Source organism: Bacillus sp. FSL K6-1033 (assembly GCF_038630765.1).
In the GTDB taxonomy this organism is placed as follows: Bacteria; Bacillota; Bacilli; order Bacillales; family Bacillaceae; genus Bacillus; species Bacillus altitudinis.
Genome location: NZ_CP152041.1, coordinates 2,817,189 through 2,835,966, shown reverse-complemented (window position 1 = coordinate 2,835,966; position 18,778 = coordinate 2,817,189). Strand labels below are relative to the sequence as shown.

22 protein-coding genes are annotated in these 18,778 nt (G+C 41.1%); 13 read left to right on the top strand and 9 right to left on the bottom strand.

The window, feature by feature from the left end; translation table 11 throughout:
- Window positions 1–70: 70 nt before the first annotated feature.
- The gene (locus tag MHH31_RS14640; protein ID WP_017367952.1) at window positions 71–628 is read left to right on the top strand and encodes a YufK family protein; all 558 of its coding nucleotides are present in this window, start codon (window positions 71–73) and stop codon (window positions 626–628) included.
- Between the two features lie 43 nt (window positions 629–671).
- Here the strand turns inward: MHH31_RS14640 and MHH31_RS14635 are convergent, their stop codons facing one another.
- The 3 genes from MHH31_RS14635 to MHH31_RS14625 form a co-directional block, all read right to left on the bottom strand.
- On the bottom strand, window positions 672–1,082 hold the full coding sequence (locus tag MHH31_RS14635; RefSeq protein ID WP_017358953.1) for a thiol-disulfide oxidoreductase DCC family protein: 411 nt from the start codon (window positions 1,080–1,082) through the stop codon (window positions 672–674).
- An 18-nt stretch (window positions 1,083–1,100) separates the two neighbouring features.
- The gene (locus tag MHH31_RS14630; RefSeq protein ID WP_024719722.1) at window positions 1,101–3,002 is read right to left on the bottom strand and encodes a transglycosylase domain-containing protein; all 1,902 of its coding nucleotides are present in this window, start codon (window positions 3,000–3,002) and stop codon (window positions 1,101–1,103) included.
- A 108-nt stretch (window positions 3,003–3,110) separates the two neighbouring features.
- Window positions 3,111–4,289 carry an MFS transporter gene (locus tag MHH31_RS14625; RefSeq protein ID WP_220482436.1) on the bottom strand — a complete coding sequence of 393 codons (1,179 nt, stop codon included), beginning with the start codon at window positions 4,287–4,289 and terminating at the stop codon, window positions 3,111–3,113.
- 218 nt (window positions 4,290–4,507) lie between these two features.
- On the opposite strand from MHH31_RS14625, the gene kapD reads away from it, so the two are divergent.
- Entirely contained in the window at window positions 4,508–5,125 is a 618-nt protein-coding gene (kapD, locus tag MHH31_RS14620; protein ID WP_008345814.1) for a 3'-5' exonuclease KapD, read from the top strand.
- On the opposite strand, the gene MHH31_RS14615 is transcribed toward kapD, so the two are convergent.
- Complete coding sequence (locus MHH31_RS14615; RefSeq protein WP_342494938.1) at window positions 5,122–5,514, bottom strand: kinase-associated lipoprotein B; 393 nt, start codon at window positions 5,512–5,514, stop codon at window positions 5,122–5,124. The two genes, kapD and MHH31_RS14615, sit on opposite strands and share 4 nt — an antisense overlap.
- A gap of 93 nt (window positions 5,515–5,607) precedes the next feature.
- Between MHH31_RS14615 and MHH31_RS14610 the strand changes: the two genes are divergently transcribed.
- Complete coding sequence (locus MHH31_RS14610) at window positions 5,608–5,784, top strand: hypothetical protein (protein ID WP_008345810.1); 177 nt, start codon at window positions 5,608–5,610, stop codon at window positions 5,782–5,784.
- Here MHH31_RS14610 and MHH31_RS14605 read toward each other — a convergent pair whose 3' ends face one another.
- On the bottom strand, window positions 5,785–7,077 hold the full coding sequence (locus MHH31_RS14605; RefSeq protein ID WP_008345807.1) for a HAMP domain-containing sensor histidine kinase: 1,293 nt from the start codon (window positions 7,075–7,077) through the stop codon (window positions 5,785–5,787). It lies immediately after the preceding gene.
- A gap of 133 nt (window positions 7,078–7,210) precedes the next feature.
- Window positions 7,211–8,386: a MalY/PatB family protein gene (locus MHH31_RS14600; protein WP_342494937.1), complete on the bottom strand. Its 1,176-nt coding sequence runs from the start codon at window positions 8,384–8,386 to the stop codon at window positions 7,211–7,213.
- 83 nt (window positions 8,387–8,469) lie between these two features.
- Between MHH31_RS14600 and MHH31_RS14595 the strand changes: the two genes are divergently transcribed.
- A complete protein-coding gene (locus tag MHH31_RS14595; protein WP_045034535.1) occupies window positions 8,470–8,730 on the top strand; it encodes a YugE family protein in 261 nt (86 codons plus the stop codon).
- On the opposite strand, the gene MHH31_RS14590 is transcribed toward MHH31_RS14595, so the two are convergent.
- The gene (locus MHH31_RS14590; protein WP_017358960.1) at window positions 8,727–9,551 is read right to left on the bottom strand and encodes an alpha/beta hydrolase; all 825 of its coding nucleotides are present in this window, start codon (window positions 9,549–9,551) and stop codon (window positions 8,727–8,729) included. The genes MHH31_RS14595 and MHH31_RS14590 overlap by 4 nt on opposite strands.
- Window positions 9,552–9,729: 178 nt before the next feature.
- Between MHH31_RS14590 and MHH31_RS14585 the strand changes: the two genes are divergently transcribed.
- The 3 genes from MHH31_RS14585 (at window position 9,730) to yugI (ending at window position 12,015) form a co-directional block, all read left to right on the top strand.
- Window positions 9,730–10,230: an Lrp/AsnC family transcriptional regulator gene (locus MHH31_RS14585; RefSeq protein ID WP_007500517.1), complete on the top strand. Its 501-nt coding sequence runs from the start codon at window positions 9,730–9,732 to the stop codon at window positions 10,228–10,230.
- Window positions 10,231–11,424, top strand: coding sequence for an aminotransferase (locus MHH31_RS14580; RefSeq protein WP_039169726.1), 1,194 nt, complete (start codon window positions 10,231–10,233; stop codon window positions 11,422–11,424).
- Between the two features lie 198 nt (window positions 11,425–11,622).
- Window positions 11,623–12,015, top strand: coding sequence for a S1 domain-containing post-transcriptional regulator GSP13 (yugI, locus tag MHH31_RS14575; RefSeq protein WP_024719717.1), 393 nt, complete (start codon window positions 11,623–11,625; stop codon window positions 12,013–12,015).
- Between the two features lie 66 nt (window positions 12,016–12,081).
- Here the strand turns inward: yugI and MHH31_RS14570 are convergent, their stop codons facing one another.
- Window positions 12,082–12,318, bottom strand: coding sequence for a DUF378 domain-containing protein (locus MHH31_RS14570; protein WP_008345792.1), 237 nt, complete (start codon window positions 12,316–12,318; stop codon window positions 12,082–12,084).
- Between the two features lie 144 nt (window positions 12,319–12,462).
- Between MHH31_RS14570 and MHH31_RS14565 the strand changes: the two genes are divergently transcribed.
- The 5 genes from MHH31_RS14565 to MHH31_RS14545 all read left to right on the top strand — a co-directional run bounded on the left by MHH31_RS14565 (window position 12,463) and on the right by MHH31_RS14545 (window position 17,367).
- Window positions 12,463–13,626 carry an iron-containing alcohol dehydrogenase gene (locus MHH31_RS14565; RefSeq protein WP_017358962.1) on the top strand — a complete coding sequence of 388 codons (1,164 nt, stop codon included), beginning with the start codon at window positions 12,463–12,465 and terminating at the stop codon, window positions 13,624–13,626.
- Window positions 13,627–13,745: 119 nt separating this feature from the next.
- Window positions 13,746–14,918 (top strand): iron-containing alcohol dehydrogenase, encoded by a 1,173-nt coding sequence (locus MHH31_RS14560; RefSeq protein ID WP_008345787.1) that lies wholly within the window; start codon window positions 13,746–13,748, stop codon window positions 14,916–14,918.
- A 126-nt stretch (window positions 14,919–15,044) separates the two neighbouring features.
- Window positions 15,045–16,400, top strand: a complete 1,356-nt coding sequence (locus MHH31_RS14555) for a glucose-6-phosphate isomerase (protein ID WP_342494936.1) — start codon at window positions 15,045–15,047, stop codon at window positions 16,398–16,400.
- Window positions 16,401–16,717: 317 nt separating this feature from the next.
- Window positions 16,718–16,936, top strand: coding sequence for a spore germination protein (locus tag MHH31_RS14550; RefSeq protein WP_342494935.1), 219 nt, complete (start codon window positions 16,718–16,720; stop codon window positions 16,934–16,936).
- Between the two features lie 29 nt (window positions 16,937–16,965).
- The gene (locus MHH31_RS14545; RefSeq protein ID WP_008345780.1) at window positions 16,966–17,367 is read left to right on the top strand and encodes a YugN-like family protein; all 402 of its coding nucleotides are present in this window, start codon (window positions 16,966–16,968) and stop codon (window positions 17,365–17,367) included.
- Here the strand turns inward: MHH31_RS14545 and MHH31_RS14540 are convergent.
- Entirely contained in the window at window positions 17,364–18,350 is a 987-nt protein-coding gene (locus MHH31_RS14540; protein WP_041091818.1) for a potassium channel family protein, read from the bottom strand. The genes MHH31_RS14545 and MHH31_RS14540 overlap by 4 nt on opposite strands.
- A 126-nt stretch (window positions 18,351–18,476) precedes the next feature.
- Here MHH31_RS14540 and MHH31_RS14535 point away from each other — a divergent pair, with 126 nt between their 5' ends.
- Window positions 18,477–18,701: a hypothetical protein gene (locus MHH31_RS14535; protein WP_008345775.1), complete on the top strand. Its 225-nt coding sequence runs from the start codon at window positions 18,477–18,479 to the stop codon at window positions 18,699–18,701.
- The last annotated feature ends 77 nt before the right edge of the window (window positions 18,702–18,778 follow it).

Below are 18,778 nucleotides of genomic sequence, written 5' to 3'. Positions count from 1 at the left end.
TGGAAAGCATCTTGTCAATCCGTTTTAAGTGAGCCATAATAAAAATGAGCTTATGAGAAAGGATCTATTTATGAAAAATACATATTTGACTGGATATTTTCCGCTGATTTCGATTTTGCTATTCAGCTCTGCCTTTTCTATTTTTACAGTAGGTATCACGACTGACTTCTTGACCCAAGCAGGAATTTTAAAAGGAATGCTGGAATTTTTCTCTGAACAGGGCATTCGTCTTGCTTTATTTGCCGCATTTGCACTTGTTTATTTTATGATTTTATCTGCTTTAAAACTCATTGCAGATACGGTGTTAGAGTTGGCACTGCTCTTTTTTGCAAAGGACCCTGAAGGGGAGAACTTAAAGAAAATTCGGATTGCATCGGTTGTCTATTTGTTTGCCAGCTTACTTGCATTTCTATTGACGCAGCAGCTCATTTTGCTTGTTGGACTTTTTGTTTTAGCAAGTCTCGTCTATTTTATCTGGGTTGTGGTACGCATTTATCAATCACTTTCCATGCTGAATTTAATTGGGTTTATGATGTTTAATCTGCTGTTTTGGGCCACGTTTTTGATCGGCATTTTGTACTTATTTATTAAGCTTTATAACAGTGTGATGGCGAGTCTGCCAGCTTAATCAGACGAAAGAAAGCATCCTCCGATGATGGAGGATGCTTTTTTTATGGAAGAAACCGCTTCTGAATATCAGGTGTAGGCATCATACAGGATGTTTTTTGACCAAACCATTTGTAGCGATTCTTTGCAATGAGTTGATAAAACCAGTCACGGATTGGACGAGGGATCGCGAGGAGTAAATAGCTCCATCTGTATATCCCTTTTAAATGCCGCGCCGCTTTTAAGATGCCTGTTGACTTCATATAAAGGGTCCCATTTTCAATATAAATGAATGAATTGAACTCATCTAAAGGCAAGCCGTTTTCTTTTAAAATACGCTGCCCTGTATCTGATTGTAAAGAAGCAAACATCATCCGCTCATTCGGGTCGCGCTTGATGATAAACTGAACAGCACCACTGCACACGTTGCAGACACCGTCAAATAAAATGAAGTGAGAGGGTTGTGTTGAATGCATCGCAATCAAACCTCCTGTTTATCTAGCGTATTGCATAGTTTGTTTCCAAATACGTAAGTGCGGGCTTGAACTATAAATAGATTCAACGGTTCCTCTATCTCTTCCTACCCATACACCCATTGTGTATTGATCTGTCAGGCCAACAAACCAAATGTCTTTGTAGTCATTGGATGTCCCTGTTTTTCCCCCAATGTAAGGAGAATTGAAATTCGCCTTTTTCCCTGTTCCACTTTTCACAACAGAGGCAAGCAGCTTGCGCATTGTTTCATTTGTACGCTGAGAATAGATTTGCTTCGGCGACTCTTTCCACTTGTAAAGGGTTTTGCCGTTTAAGTCTGTGACCTTTGTAATGGAGTGATTTCGCGTATAGGCACCTTGATTGCCAAACACGGTATATGCATCGGTTATTTCTAGCGGCGAGAAGCCTTTTGTAAATCCTCCAAGTGCAGAAGGGAGGCGGTAATCATCTGCGACAATATGTTCGAATGAAAACTTTTCTAAATAGCTGAAGCCTTTTTTGACACCGACTGTATCAAGCATACGAATCGCTGGTGTATTGTAAGAGTTCTTAAAGGCTGTTTCAAGTGTTACAGTTCCATACGTTTTATGATTATAGTTTTGCGGGCAATATCCGCTACTGCAAAACTTGCCGGCACTGATTTTGCTTGATGCCGTGGCACCGGTTTGATCAATATAAGGGCCATAATCTAACAGCGGCTTAATGGCGGAACCTGGTTGTCTTTGCGCTTGATAGGCGTAGTTGAAATCAAACTTTTTATAATTCTTCCCGCCAGCAAGTGCGACGATTTGATGGGTTTGGTGGTTAATGACTGCTGAACCGCCTTCCACACCTTGATAAGGCAATTGTGCATTGAGCTGATAAACCGCTCTTTGTTGTAAGGAAGGGTCTAGTGCTGTATAAATCTTCACACCATCTTGAAGCAATGCACTGACCTTTTCTGATAATTCTTTTTGAATTGCTTTTTTTGCGCCAGCTGTTTTGGCTTTTTTCAATCGTTTTGTAAAGCCTTCCTGATCAGACACCAGATCGGTAAATTCTTCATTGGCGTATGTCACATAGTCAGGGTAAAGATTTTTCTTTTCACTTAAGGACAAGCTGATTTTTTCTTTCACTGCTTTTTTGTATTGCTTCTTTGTAATGACACCATCTTTTTCTAAAATACCAAGCAGCCGTTCCTGGCGTTTCTTTGTATGTTTGAATTGTTTCAATGGGTCATACAGCGTAGGGTTGTTAGGAATCGCAGAAATAAATGCCATCTGTGCAAGCGTCAAAGAACTAAGCGGCTTATCAAAATAGTAATTAGCCGCAGAACCGACACCGTAAACCCCGTTACTGAAATAAATCGTATTTAAATAGCTTTCGAGAATTTCCTCTTTTGTAAATTTTCGCTCGAGCTCATAGGAATAGAGCAGTTCTGTAAACTTTCGGCTGAATGAACGTTCATGACTTAAATATAAATTACGGGATAACTGTTGTGTGATGGTGCTAGCGCCTTGGCTAATGCCATGGTTTTTCACATTTGCGGCAAGGGCACGAATCACGCCCATAAAGTCAATGCCTTTATGGTCATAAAAGTTGCGGTCCTCTGATCGGAGGAACAGCTCCTTGACGGAATCAGGAATTTTATCGTACTTCACGAAAACACGGTTCTCATCGTTTGATACGATCTCAGAGATAAGAGAACCATCTCGATCATACATATAACTGTTTTGGGAAAAGTCTACCTTTTCCAGCTTGATTTTTTGATCAAGCACTTCGTTAACAGGTTTTACACTTGCGGCTTCTTCCTTTGATAGATAAAAAGTCAGAACAAATAATGGAATGAGGGCAACAAGTAATAACCATCCAATGATTGCACGAAACATGAGGTCACTCACTTTCTTCGGATTTCTAGCCATATCGTACCATTCTTTTGCGATTACGAGAAGGTTATTTTTAGAAAAGAATAGACGTGAAGTCTAGTAAACAAGGCATTTAGACAGAAGAAAAGAGTATCTGATGATGGATCAGACACTCCTCTCTTTTGTCTTTGATTGTGAGCGGACCGCCCATAAAAATAATGCCCCGAAAAGGAAAATGCCTGCGGTAACATAAAAGACAGCTGGAATTCCGTAATGACTCGCCACAATGCCGCCTATGACGGGTCCGACGACATTTCCAAGAAAGCGGAAGCTGACATTGTAACCAAGCACTTCCCCTTGCATAGAGGCAGGCGCTTTGATGCGAATGTAGGCCGTCGTACAAGGAATGATGCCACCTAGTGCCATCCCGTATAAGAAACGGAAGATGACTAACATCCCGTAGGAATCTGCCATCGCTTGCGGGATAAATAAAATGGAGGAGAGGATGAGAAGGGCAAGCAGCACCTTATCGTGACCAATACGATCTCCAAGGTCTCCCCATTTCCGTGTAAATAGCAAATTGCCAAGCCCGGTTGCAGAAAACGCCAGTCCTGCATAAAAGGCAAGGTTGACTGGGCCGTGTAAATCATGAATGTACAAGGCTAAAAGCGGCTGAATACTAAAGTTCCCGACTTGCGTAATGAATGTGAGAAGCATGGTGACGACAAGTAAAGGCTGTTTGAAAATATGGACAAGGACGTCCTTCCGTGAGTAAGAAACCCGTTTTGCTTCTTTTGAACGGATCGGCTGTTCTTTCACACCGAAGATAATGACAATCGCTGACACATATATGACAGCGGCTGTTAAGAAAAATGTATAAATGAATCCGACACTGTCTGCCATAAATCCACCCATTAATGGACCGAATAACCCTCCGGCGACATTACTCATCTGCATTGTACCAAGGGTCTTACCGGCTGTTGCCTTTTCGGTCTGTGCAGAAATCAGTGCCATCGAAGTCGAAATAAAGCCTGTCACAAGCCCCATGAAAAGCCTTAACGCAAATAGTTGATAAACGGTTTGAACAAGCCCCATTAATAAAATGCTTGTTGCAATCCCAATGCCGTTAATGAGCAAAATCTTTTTATAGCCATGCCGGTCACCAATCCGTCCCCAAATTGGAGAAATGAGAAAGGCTGTTAAAAACGTAACCCCAAAGACATAGCCGCTCCATCTTTGAACAAATTCATTCGAATAACTGCTATCAAGAGACTCTATGTAAAGTGATAAAAAAGGGACGATCATTGTAATGCTGGCAGATACAAAAAAGTTCACAAACCACATGATGTACAAGTTTTTCTTCCTGTTTGTGATAAAGACCACCTTCTTTATTTATTTCGTGTTCCTTAATAATTATAAAGGAAAATAAACGATCTTTCATCTGATGAATAGGTTGGGCATAGTGAATCTGCATTATTTTCACGAAAATGAAGTGATTTCAAAGTCCGTCTTAATATAATAGTAGCAGGATGGAAAACAGACGAGAAAGTGGGGTGAGACTGATGGAACAGAAGACGCTGCTTGTGGTCGATTTTGAATTTACGATGCCTGATGGGAAATATCATCCGCAAAATTTTTTCCCGGAAATCATTGAAGCCGGTGTCGTCAAAGCATCAAATGAAACGATCATAGACACATTCTCAAGCTATGTCAAACCGAAAAAGTTCCCGAAGCTGACAAAGCGCTGTAAATCGTTCCTTGGCATTACGCAGCAGGATGTAGAAAGCGGGATTTCTTTTGAGGCGTTTATCGAGAAGCTCGTGTCACTCGATGGGGGAGAAGACTGTGAGATTATCACATGGGGAAATATGGACATGAAGGTACTGAAGCAAAACTGTATGCTCAATCATATTGGTTTTCCTTTTAAGGGGAATCAAAGGGATCTGGCTTTTGAATATAAAACCTTTTTTGGGGATAGAACACTCACAGGACTTCGGAAAGCAGCTAAGGAGTACGGCAGTGAAGGAGCTGGTAAGCATCATAAAGCACTTGATGATGCCATGACCACTTATCAGCTGTTCACCCTTTTTGAAAAAGATCGATCCTATGTGGAAAATCCGCAAACAACCAAAATTGGTGAACTCATTGACTTCTCTCACTTTTTTGATTCGGCAGATTAGCGGGCGTCTTCTGGAAAATAATCTTTTTCAAGAGAAGAGAGGCACGCTCTTGATTTTTCAGCCCACTTGGAATCATCCGAACTGAGCCCTTTTTTCAATTTGTCTACGGCGTCTTTCAGTGATACTTGATAATCAGGGATGTCGCCATCATAAGGCTTGACCATATGATGAGGGATGTTCGTCTGTTCCCTAAAGGCCAAAGCCCGTCTTTCCTGAAAAAAAGGTACGTCCGCTTCTTTTGGATGATGCAGGTCACCTTGAGTGGGGTGTGTTAAAACCGCTTTTACTTGAACGAGATAAGTAGATGGTTTAACGGCTGTCACTTCCCCAATGTAAACACCTGTTTTGTAAAAACCTTTCACGATTTGTCCAATCTGAATGTCTGTCATATGAAATTCCTCCATTTCCTTCGCATAAGAAGGTATTTCCTTTCTTTTAGCCAATATAGTGAAGTAAACGAGCAAAAGGGGGAAGAGCGGAACATGTCGTTCATCATATTCTTTCTACTGTATTTTCCTGAAGATAAAAGGGAGTATATCCCTGCGGCAATCACGACGGTGCTTTTCTTTGCTGCTGCATTTATTTGCTTTCGTCTGATCGTTCGTGCTTCTAAAAAGCAGGAGCAGATCGATGAAAAAAGGACAAAAAAAATGGATTGATCATTTTCTTCTTGTATCTTCAGGAAACTTCACGGTGACTGTTGTACCAGACTGCAATGAGCTTTTGAAACGAATGGTTCCATGATGATTTTCAATGATGGAAAATGTCACTGTCAACCCAAGCCCTGTTCCTTTATTTTTCAATGTGTAATAGGGTTCACCAAGCTTTTTCATTTGACTTTCTGACATGCCTACACCGTTATCAACGAAATAAAGGCAGATTCGATGATTTTCTTTTGAAGCAAATAGTTCGATTTTACCTTCGTGTTCGGGCGCTGCTTCGATTGCATTTTTGATTAAATTAATCATGACTTGTTTGATTTTCGTTTCATCACCTTGTATGTATAAGTCTGGTTCAATCGATTGATGAATCGTGACCGACTTAAAATTCGCATAGGATGTCATCAGCGATGCACACTCTTCAAGTAATTTAGATAAATTGAGAGACTCAATTTGATAATAATTTTGTTTCGCAATATCAAGATAGCTCGTAATAATATCCTGCGCACGGTCAAGTTCAGATAAAACGAGATTTTTATAATCTTTATTGGTTGACGGCTCTTTCGTATTGTCACTTGAAAAGAGCAGTTGGATAAATCCTCTCACCACCGTCAGTGGATTGCGGACTTCATGGGCGACACTTGCTGCAAGTTCACTCACAATCGTCAGTTTCTCTGATTGGACAAGCTGTGTTCTCATTTGCGCATTCTCTTTCACAAACTCAATGGAATAAATACTCAGCACAAGAAAGAATATGTAGTAAAGAGTTGAGAAAAATAATTCGAGCAGCTTTTGTTGCATAATGAATGCAGGGCTGTACTCAATTAAGCTGACCACAAGCAGTCCAATGTAAATAAACATCCCTTTTGATAACGCAATTAGGACTCCGTATAACAGCTTTCTCTGCTTAGAATATTGGCGCCATTTCCGGTAAAGCAGGAAAGGAATGAAAAAGTAAATCGGTACAACAATCAATCCAACCCATAAAAAAGAGCCATACATCACGAACTTTACGGTTGAACTAACTAAGATAGCGACGATTCCGGCGGTATATCCCCCGTATAAAATAGCCAGTACAAGGGGAATCGATTGAAGCCCAGTCTGCAAATCTAAAATCGAACCAACTGGATACATAATACATAGTGCTGATGAAATGGATGCAAATATGGTGATGAGCAGTTTATTCGTTTTAGGGAAATGAGCAGGGGTCCGGCTTAGCCATAGTGCATGATATAAAAAAATTGGAAATAGAATAAAAGATACATGGAGCAGAAAATCCTTGAACATTTCCATTTAAATGCTCTCCTCGTAAATAATTGTAATTCCTCTCATTATATCATTTCATGTACAAAGTAGATATGATAATAGGAGGGTTTTTTTCTTTAAAAAGAACACCCGTTAGGATGTTCTTTTGATAGAAATGGTTTTATTCGGATGATAGAGTGAATGCTTGATGAAGGCGCTTCATACCTTCTTTTACTGTTCCGGCAGGACAGCCTAGATTCATTCGAATAAAGCCGTCTCCTTCGTGCCCATATACGTTTCCGAGCTCTAGTATGACCTTGCCCTTTTTCAGCAGATTACGTTTCAATTCTGCTTGAGTGAGCTCATAATCACGAATATCCAGCCATAATAGATAAGAAGCATCTGGTTTCATATAACGCATGCTCGGCAGATATTCATCAATATAATCCATTGCGATCTTCATATTATTTTCGAGGTAAAGAACAAGTGAATCAAGCCACTCATCTCCGTGGCGATAGGCCGCCTCCATGGCAGGAATCGCAAAGGCATTCAGTTTAGACAATCCATTTCTTTGCAATTCATTGGTGAAAAGGGTTCTTTTTTCTTCATCAGAAATGATAATGGCAGATGCCTGAAGACCAGCTAAATTAAATGTTTTACTCGGTGCAATACACGTTACCGTGATGTTAGCTATCTCATCAGAAAGGCTGGCAAAAGGCACATGCGGCTGTCCGTAAAGCATCAGATCCGAATGAATTTCATCTGACACGACGGTGACACCGTACTGTACACATAGGTCTCCTACACGCTTTAATTCCTCTTTTGACCAAGCTCTCCCTGAAGGATTATGCGGATGACAAAGAAACATCAGCTTTGCTTCTGGTCTGCTTAATTTTTTCTCTAAATCATCAAAATCCATCATGTAACGGTTGTTTTCTATTTTTAAAGGATTGGTTGAGACGATACGTCCATTTCTTTCAATCATTTGATAGAAGGGCGTATACACCGGTGACTGAATGACCACTTCATCATTCGGAGCTGTAAAGGCTTGTACCGCAAAACTAAGTGCTGTCACGATACCTGGTGTGAAGGTGACGGCATCTGTTTGTATCGTCCAACCGTGTCTTCTTTTGAGCCAGTCAGCTACTGTTTGCTGCGTTTCCTGATCCTGAAATGCATAGCCGAATACGCCGTGATCTAATCGTTCTTTTAAAGCATCAAGCACGACTTGGGGCGCTTTAAAATCCATATCTGCTACCCACATTGGCAGCGCATCTGTTGTCAGGAACAAAGACTCTGCTTGATCCCATTTGACTGATTTTGAACCTTTACGTATGATCTGTTCGTCGAAATTCATGAAACCCACCTCTAGCCGTTTTTCAACCACTCTTGGTTGTGCTAAAATAAACATCACAAAATTTATTATAAGCGGTGATCCCCATGAAAGATAGTCAAGCTGTAGAAGAGATGATTCAAATCATTAAGGCATGGGACCCTTTTCAGTATGGAGAGGACTTTTACGAAACGGAGCCTGCTGACGTCATCAGTGCCTTATACGACGCAGAAGACCCGTTATCTTTCGCGAAAGACATTCAAGCCATTTACCATCACTCATTTGATCAGCTTCTTCCGATGGAAAGCTGTCAGCATATCGCAAATCAGCTTTTTGTCATAAGAGAAGGTAGCTCCTGCTCGTTTTAAGACAGGCTGAAATGACCAATTTGATCAGACACAAAGACCGGATTTTCCTCAGGGATGAGGTGCCCGGTTTTTTTTAATGCGTGAAAGGTTGAATGCGGCAGATCCTTGTGCAGTCTTTCGCCAATTTGAATAGGAACGATCCGGTCTTCCTCCCCCCAAATCAGCAGGACAGGTGTCTCCATTTTCTTTAAGACATCCGACGCTAAATCGCCTTCCCTGTGCCGAATCAAACGAAAAATACCTCTGAAAATTTGGTCATCTGAAAAAGGCTTTAAATATCCGTCCACCATTTCTTGATCAATAATCGAATGATCATGCACAACAGCGGTTAAATTTTTCATAATACCTTGCTTGAACAACTTTCTTTTTAAATAGAGATAAAAATAAGGAATATAAGTGCTGTAAACAAGCGACTTTTTGGACTTATTCATATACCCTGAACTGCATAAAAGAACGGCTTTTTCAAATAGGTCGGGACGCTCAGAGGCAGCATATAAAGCAATTTGTCCCCCCATGGAATGCCCCACGAGGATCGCATGCTGAATCTGCAAATAACCAGCTAGTTCAATGATGATTTTTGCCATGTTGCGATAGCTGTAAATGAACGTATTCGATTTTTCGGACTGCCCGAATGGAGGCAGATCAATCGCAATTAAATTGAAGTCTTGTTTCAGAAGCGGGATGAGCTTTCGATAGCTGAAGGTAGATGAGAAAAGGCCGTGAATCAAAATCAATGTCTTCTTACCTTCATTTGGATAGTGTTCGTAATAGATATCTAAACCGAATTTACTTTTCATATAGGATGGCTGTACAATGTCCACACTCATCAACTCCGATATTTGATACTCACTCTCTGTTAGGTGACTGTATTGTACCCTAAAAAGTGGATTTTAAGCTACGATTAGAATCTTTTCCCTGCTTAGCATAATGGGAAAAACGTGCTATAATGTTCAGAAGATTTTTTAAAACTAGCTTTTTACAATCAGAGGTGTGAAATCAATGAAACTAACCGAAAAAGAAACTGAAATATTAGAGATTTTAGATGAAAACAGCCGCGCCGATTTAAATACAATTGCAAAAATGGCAGGTGTGACATCAGAAGAAGCAGAAGCCATTATTCAAAAGCTGGAAGATCAAAAAGTCATTATTGATTATTCGACCATGATTGACTGGCGAAAAGTAGACGGACACGAAGGCGTTACAGCGATGATTGATGTGAAAGTGACCCCAAAAAGAGGCGTCGGTTTTGATGAAATTGCTGAACGCATTTACAGGTTCCAAGAAGTGGAGTCCGTGTATTTAATGTCAGGCGTGTATGATTTATCTGTTGTGATCAGAGGAAGATCCATGTCTGATATCGCCCGCTTCGTATCTGAAAAATTATCGACACTTGATTCTGTTGTTTCAACCACTACCCACTTTATTTTGAAAAGATATAAGCATGATGGGAAAGTCTTTGAAACAGGGGACGATGACAAAAGAATCGTGGTGTCTCCTTAAATGAAAAAGTCTTATTTATCTGAAACGGTACAAAGCATTCAGCCGTCAGGTATTCGGAAATTCTTTGATTTGGCAGCCACAATGGAAGGGGTTATCTCCCTCGGGGTCGGCGAACCGGATTTCGTGACAGCTTGGAATGTGAGAGAAGCCAGTATTATGTCTTTAGAGCAAGGACTGACCTCTTATACAGCAAATGCTGGGCTGCTCTCTTTGCGAAAAGAATTGAGCCATTATTTATATAAGCGGTTTCACATTGAGTACAGTCCTGAAGAAGAACTCATTATTACCGTTGGCGGCAGCCAGGCGCTTGATTTGGCCTTTCGCGCCATTTTAAACAATGGGGACGAAGTAATCATCCCAGAGCCTTGTTTCGTCGCATATGGGGCTCTGACGACACTTGCGGGCGGTGTACCGGTTTATTTAAGTACATCGGCTGAAAAAGATTTTAAAGCCGATTCTGCTGATCTTCGTACGAAGCTGACGCCGAAAACAAAAGCCATCTTGCTATGCTCTCCATCAAACCCAACAGGGTCTGTTTACTCGAAAGAAGAGCTTGAAGATATTGCTCAGTTTGCAAAGGAGCATGATCTTTTAATCATCACGGATGAGATTTATGCAGAGCTGACGTACGATGAAGCTTTTACGAGTGTGGCGGCGATTCAAGATATGAAGGAAAGAACGATTTTGATTTCCGGTTTTTCCAAAGGGTTCGCTATGACAGGCTGGCGCTTAGGCTATGTGGCAGCACCGCCAGTCCTCCGTGATGCCATGCTGAAAATACATCAATATTCTATGATGTGTGCACCAGCTATGGCACAATATGCCGCAGAAGAAGCATTAAAAAATGGACTTGAAGATGTGGAGAAAATGAAGAAAAGCTACAGAAGGCGCCGTAATTTGTTTGTCGGCTCTCTTAATGAACTTGGACTCACTTGCCACCAGCCAAACGGAGCGTTTTACGCTTTCCCGTCCATTAAAAGCACAGGCATGACTTCAGAACAATTTGCTGAGGAGCTGCTGCTTAGCGAGAAAGTAGCGGTTGTCCCTGGAAATGTATTCGGTCCAAGTGGTGAAGGCCATATTCGTTGTTCATATGCGTCGTCACTCGATCACTTGCAAGAATCACTTTCAAGAATCCAGCGTTTTTTACAGAATAGACAAGTGAAAGAAGAAGCACCTGCTATCTTAAAATAAAAAAAGGCATCAATCCATCTGGACTCATGCCTCTCAAATTAGGGGGGAATACTAGAAAGCATTCTTGTTTTCAGGTATTCCCCCTTTTAAACTGATCTAAACCCAATTAAAAAATATTTTGCGTAAAAGAGCGTTCTGTGATATAGTTTTTAATTGCGTATAAACGAATATTAAAACATTTATTTAGGAGTTGTTATCATGGCGACAAAGTTTGAAGTAGGCAGTGTTTACACTGGTAAAGTAACAGGATTACAAGCGTATGGTGCGTTTGTTGCATTAGATGAAGAAACTCAAGGACTTGTGCATATTTCTGAAGTAACACATGGCTTTGTAAAAGACATCAACGAGCACCTTTCAATTGGTGACGAAGTACAAGTAAAAGTTCTTTCTGTTGATGAAAATGCAGGTAAAATCAGCCTTTCTATCCGTGCGACACAAGATGCACCAGAAAGAAAAGAAAGCAAGCCAAAGAAACAAAGACCACAGCAAGCGAAAGAAGAAGCTGCTGCACCACAAGGTTTCAATACACTGAAAGATAAACTTGAAGAGTGGATTGAGCAATCTAACCGTAAAGACCTTATCAAGAAATAAAAAAAGCACCGCTTCAAACGGTGCCTTAGGCTGCCTCATAGGCAGTCTTTTTTTATGTCTTTTTCATTAGCGGACCTCTGGATTTGGCTCGTCACGGCGGACAGCTTCTTCACTAGGTTTGAACAACAGACCAAGATTGACAAGACCTGCAATTCCAACAAGACCATAAATAATACGTGATAATGCAGCACCTTGACCGCCAAAGATCGCTGCTACTAAGTCAAATTGAAAAAAGCCGATTAGTCCCCAGTTAATAGCACCGATAATCGTGAGCACGAGGGCAATACGCTGAATAGCACTCATCGTGATTCCTCCTTTCGCTACAGTATCAATACATTTATATTTTGCAGATTTTTAGCCAAACTATGCGTAAGAAAATGGATGAAAGCAAATTACTTTACTTTTGGAATGAAAGAGGCGCATAATGTAGCGCGAGGAGGAGATCACATGGATCGATTTACTTATTGGAACCCAACGAAATTAATTTTTGGAAAGGGAGAAGTATCAGCCCTTTCAGATGAACTAAAACACTACGGAAAAAACGTATTGCTTGTATATGGTGGAGGCAGCATTAAACGAAATGGCCTTTATGACCAAGTTGTCAGCATCTTAAAAGAATCAGGAGCTGCAATTACTGAGCTTGCTGGTGTTGAGCCAAACCCGCGCTTAACAACGGTCAGAAAAGGGGTTGAGCTTTGCAAAGAGAACCAAATTGACTTTATATTGGCAGTCGGCGGCGGTAGCGTGATTGACGCAACAAAAGCGATCGCAGCTGGTGCGAAATACGATGGAGATGCTTGGGATATCGTCACTCGTAAGCATGTCCCAATGGAAGCCATCCCATTTGGTACAGTATTAACACTTGCCGCGACAGGTTCTGAAATGAACTCTGGTTCCGTCATCACAAACTGGGAAACAAATGAGAAATACGGATGGGGCAGTCCAGCTGTCTTCCCTAAATTCTCTATTCTTGACCCAGTCAATACATTTACTGTGCCAAAAAACCATACGATTTATGGCATGGTCGACATGATGTCTCACGTATTTGAACAATATTTCCATCACACGGAGAATACACCTTACCAAGATCGTATGTGTGAAGGACTTCTTCGTACGGTCATTGAAACAGCACCGAAGCTGATCAATGATTTGGAAAACTATGAGCTTCGTGAAACGATTTTATTCACAGGCACCATTGCACTGAATGGAATGCTTTCAATGGGTGCACGCGGAGACTGGGCATCTCACAATATTGAGCATGCGGTATCCGCTGTGTATGACATCCCGCATGCAGGCGGTCTTGCGATCTTGTTCCCGAACTGGATGAAGCATGTCATTCAAGAAAACCCAGGTCGCTTCAAGCAATTAGCAGTGCGTGTATTCGATGTAGACCCTGCGGGCAAAACAGACGAAGAAGTTGGCTTAGAAGGAATCGAAAAACTTTCTGCTTTCTGGACAAGTCTAGGCGCACCAAATCGTTTAGCTGACTATGACATCAACGATGAGAAAATTGATCTGATTGCAGACCGTGCAATGGCACGTGGTGAATTTGGCCAATTTAAAAAGCTGAACAAAGAAGATGTTCTAGCTATTTTAAACGCTTCTTTATAATCGAACATGGAAAAGATAGCTGCTTTTAAGCAGTTATCTTTTTTGAGTTCTGCATGTACATATGTTACAGTAGTCTTTCATGTTTTTGGATATAAATGTTTTAAGGAGATGTAGAACAGATGGAAAACTTTATTTACTATAATCCAACGAAATTGATGTTTGGAAAAGGACAACTAGACGGACTAAAAAGCGAACTCGCTCGTTATGGAAAGCGAGTGCTTCTTGTATATGGTGGAGGCAGTATTAAGAAAAATGGTCTTTATGATAAGGTCATCAGCGCTTTAAATGAAGCAGAGGCTGACGTATTTGAACTGTCAGGAGTTGAACCGAACCCTCGTCTCACTACAGTGCAAAAAGGGATCGACATTTGCCAAAATGAGAACATTGATTTCTTATTAGCAGTTGGTGGGGGAAGTGTCATCGACTGTACAAAAGCCATTGCAGCTGGAGCTGAATATGACGGGAATGTTTGGGATATTATTTCAAAGAAAACGACCGCTCAAAAAGCACTGCCATTTGGCACAGTATTGACACTTGCAGCGACAGGCTCAGAAATGAACCCGGATTCTGTGATCACGAACTGGGAAACAAATGAAAAGTACGTGTGGGGCAGTTCAGTCACGCACCCTGCTTTTTCAATTTTAGATCCTGAGCACACATATTCTGTGCCAGAGAATCAAACGGTGTATGGCATGGTTGATATGATGAGCCATGTATTTGAACAATACTTCCATAACGTCAAAAACACGCCTCTACAAGATCGGATGTGTTTTGCTGTTCTTCAAACAGTCATTGAGACAGCACCAAAACTACTTGAAGACTTACAAAACTATGAGCACCGTGAAACCATCCTTTATGCAGGAACAATTGCTTTAAATGGCACGCTGCAAATGGGCTATTTTGGCGACTGGGCATCACATACGATTGAGCATGCAGTATCAGCAGTCTATGACATTCCGCATGCAGGTGGACTTGCGATCCTCTTCCCAAACTGGATGCGTCATACACTTGATCATAATGTCGAACGTTTTAAAAACCTCATGTTGAACATGTTTGACATTGAGACAGAAGGAAAATCGGATCGTGACATCGCATTAGAAGGAATCGACAAGCTGTCAGCCTTCTGGACAAGCCTCGGTGCACCGAGCCGTTTAGCGGATTATGATATTGGTGAAGATCAACTGGACAAAATTGCTGACATCGCAGCAAAAGAAATGGAATATGGTGGTTTTGGTAACTTTATGAAACTTGGCCGTGATGACATTTTAGCGATTTTGAAAGCTTCTCTATAATTTGGATGGCCGCTTCTCTTCATGAGGAGCGGCTTTTTGCTGCACCAATGACGATCACTTGATTTCAATAGCTAGTTCCGCTAAAGTGAAAGGGACAGAACTAACGTAATGGAGGGCTTACAAGCGATGACACATATTCAATTTGACTACTCGAAAGCGTTACCTTTCTTTCAAGAACATGAGCTTACATATTTAAAAGATTTTGTGAAGGTGGCCCATCATAATATTCATGAACAAACGGGTACTGGCAGTGATTATTTAGGCTGGGTTGACTTACCGAAGCAATATGATCGCGAAGAATTTGCCCGCATTAAAAAAAGTGCAGAAAAGATTAAATCTGATTCTGATGTATTACTCGTTGTTGGAATTGGTGGTTCTTATCTTGGCGCACGTGCGGCCATTGAGTTTTTAAACCATTCTTTCTATAATAGTTTGCCAAAAGGCAAACGCAAAACACCGCAAATCATCTTTATTGGAAACAACATCAGTTCTTCTTATTTAACAGATGTAATGGATCTGCTAGAAGATGCCGATTTCTCCATTAATGTGATTTCAAAATCTGGTACAACAACAGAGCCAGCCGTTGCGTTCCGTATCTTTAAAAAGCTCCTTATCGAAAAATATGGTGCTGAAGAAGCGAAAAAACGCATCTATGCAACAACTGACAAGGCACGCGGGGCACTCAAAACATTAGCAACTGAAGAAGGCTATGAATCATTTATCATCCCTGATGACGTTGGCGGACGCTATTCCGTCTTAACAGCAGTTGGTCTATTGCCAATCGCTGTAAGCGGTGCAGACATTGATCAAATGATGGAAGGTGCTGCCAAAGCAAGTGAAGACTTCGCTTCATCTGAGCTCTCAGAAAATGCGGCTTATCAATATGCGGTTGTCCGTAATGTTCTTTACAATAAAGGACGGACAATTGAAATGCTGATTAACTATGAGCCAGGCTTACAGTACTTTGCGGAGTGGTGGAAGCAGTTATTCGGCGAAAGTGAAGGGAAAGATGAAAAAGGAATCTATCCTTCATCTGCCAACTTCTCAACGGATCTTCATTCACTTGGTCAATATGTACAAGAAGGAAGAAGAGACTTGTTTGAAACCATCGTGAATGTAGACAAGCCACGACATGAACTTGTCATCGAAATAGAAGAACAAGACCTTGATGGGTTAAACTATCTTGCAGGAAAAACGGTTGATTTCGTCAATAAAAAAGCATTTGAAGGCACAATGCTTGCTCATACGGATGGAAAAGTACCGAACCTGATTGTGACAATTCCTGAAATGGATGCTTATACATTCGGATATCTCGTGTACTTCTTTGAAAAAGCATGTGCGATGTCTGGGTATTTACTAGGCGTCAATCCATTCGACCAGCCTGGAGTAGAAGCGTATAAAGTGAACATGTTTGCTTTATTAGGAAAACCGGGCTTCGAAGAGAAAAAGGCAGAACTTGAGAGCCGTCTCAAACAATCATAAGAATAAAAGGCACATCTTTGCATAAGGTGTGCCCCAGATTGTTGACAAAGGGCTAAAATGAACTGTATTTTAGCCCTTTGTCTTCTTTTTAGCGTGATAGAAAACCTTTGAAGTCTAGGAAGGACGAGTACTGGAGCGGAGCGAATTTGACATTCGTGAGCACCAGTGCGCAGGACTGACAACGAATGCGAGGGTTTGTCTACACGCTAAGGCACATCTTTTCATAAGGTGTGCCTTTTTTTATGTTCTCATGGTGTCAGTGCAAGCCTCCCTAAGCTCTGTACATAGAATAATCAATGGAGGAGGTTGATGAAGCGATGAGAACAAATCATATTTATATCCATGACATTTCCGGGCAGGCCATCGTTAACTTTGGGAATGTTGGGCGGATTTGTCCAATGAGTGCTACGAAAGAAACATCAGGAGCGGGCAGTGTGAACGAGACAAATGCATCATCCAGCCAAAGCTTATTTGATGCTGCTTTTACAAACGATGTGCAAATCACGAAAGGCAAATGTATGAATTCCTCTCTTTAACGAACCCTATACAAAAAGGAGGGTTCTGTATGATTCATGTACCATCTAGGCTGACTGGTGAAAGCTTTTCACTGTACCATTTAGAAGAAAACATGAAGCCGCTCGGATATGTCATTAATGGGAATTGGGATTATGATCATGGATATTTTGATTATAAAATTGACAACCGTGACGGCTATACCTTTCTCAGAGTTCCGTTTACAGCCGAGAAAGGACAGCTGGATCAGCCAGGCGTTGTGGTGAAAATGGGACATCCATTTCTCTTAAAGCATGTCTATCAAGATAAATTAGATGACCATGCGATGGTTGGAAATGTAGGGGCATCTTTTAACCAATTCCAAGAACCGAAAGAGAAAGACGGGGATGTGTCAAAGGCTTACGCTGAAATTGGCTTTTCACTCGTCAAAGAATTAGAAGATGCACTGCTTTAAAAGCTGATCAGCTCATCCTCTGGATGAAGCTCATATCCAAAAGGAGGATTCATCATGGGTCCTTCTTTTTTTTGTACGCCTACAATGATCACATGGTGCTCTAGAAAGTGATGAAGTGCCGTTAAGAATGTCTCTCCAGCTAATGAAGCTGGTACTGGAATGATAGTGATCTGTTTATGGAGGGTCATGTTTCTTTTTATTTTTAACGCCATGAGCTGTTCTTTTAAAAGAAAATGCTCCACCATTAAATGATTCACGGCATCAGAAGTATGGATGACTTGATTGGCTCCAGCCCGCTCAGCATTTTTCACATAGCGATCGGTTAAAATTTCAATTAAACAATATAACGAAGGATTTAATCCTTTTGCGGCAAGCAAGGTTAAGACACTCTGCATATCAGCCGTCACTTCATTTTCATGCTGGTCTGCGGTAATCATCAATGTATCAGCACTCATAATATTTGCTCTGCGAAGTGTGGCATCCTCTGTACCATGGCCTTTAATAAAATGGACATTCTCTAAAAGAGGTCCTTCCTTTAAGGAATCATCAATGAGTACAATCGGCATGGCGGGATCAATGGTTTGAAACGATTGAAGCAGTTTGTTCGTTTTCTCATTCCAGCCGACAATGATGAGATGTCCCTTCCCCTTGAAAGCCACCTTCCCCTCTACATAATGGTGCTGTTTGCTAAATACAGCGGCAGCAAGCGTGGCAAAATATGCAGTGACAAAGCTGGCGCCGATCAAAATAAGCGCCATCCCTGCTACTTGCCCAGGCATGGTTTGCGGCACAAAATCACCATAGCCTACCGTCGCGACTGTAATGAGAGCCCACCAGATCCCATCAAAGATCGTATGATACTGCTTTGGTTCAAGTATGACGATTAATTGTCCAAAAAAGAGAAGCAAGAAACAGATGATGATCGCAATGCGAACATAAAGAGGCCATCTTAGCCAGGCAATGAAGATACGGTTTGATTTCATCGAACTCGTCCTTTCAGGGAGACTGCTAATGTCAGTATGCCCGATTAGGAAACAATTTTTCATCATCGTCATGTATTGAAACAGAACCCATATCTTAAAATAAGAGAGAAGAAGGAGGGAATGCGAATGTCGTTTGTTCAAAAGACCGTACTTCTTTTTATCGGCGCACACTTTTTATCATCTGCGGTGATTTTACTCGTGTTTGATTTAAATGCGGTGAACCATTTTATGAATGATTTTTCGTGGCTTCGTTTTTTTCAAGACCTATATGGAACGGTGACATTTTATACAGCATGCATCGGAATGTTCTTCTTTTTCATTGGTGTAGTGATTCCCCTTAAAAAGACCTAGTGCTTTTTGCTGTACACGTTACATAAAAGTCATTAAAATTGTAAATAAATATATAAAATAAAAAGGAAGCTGATGAG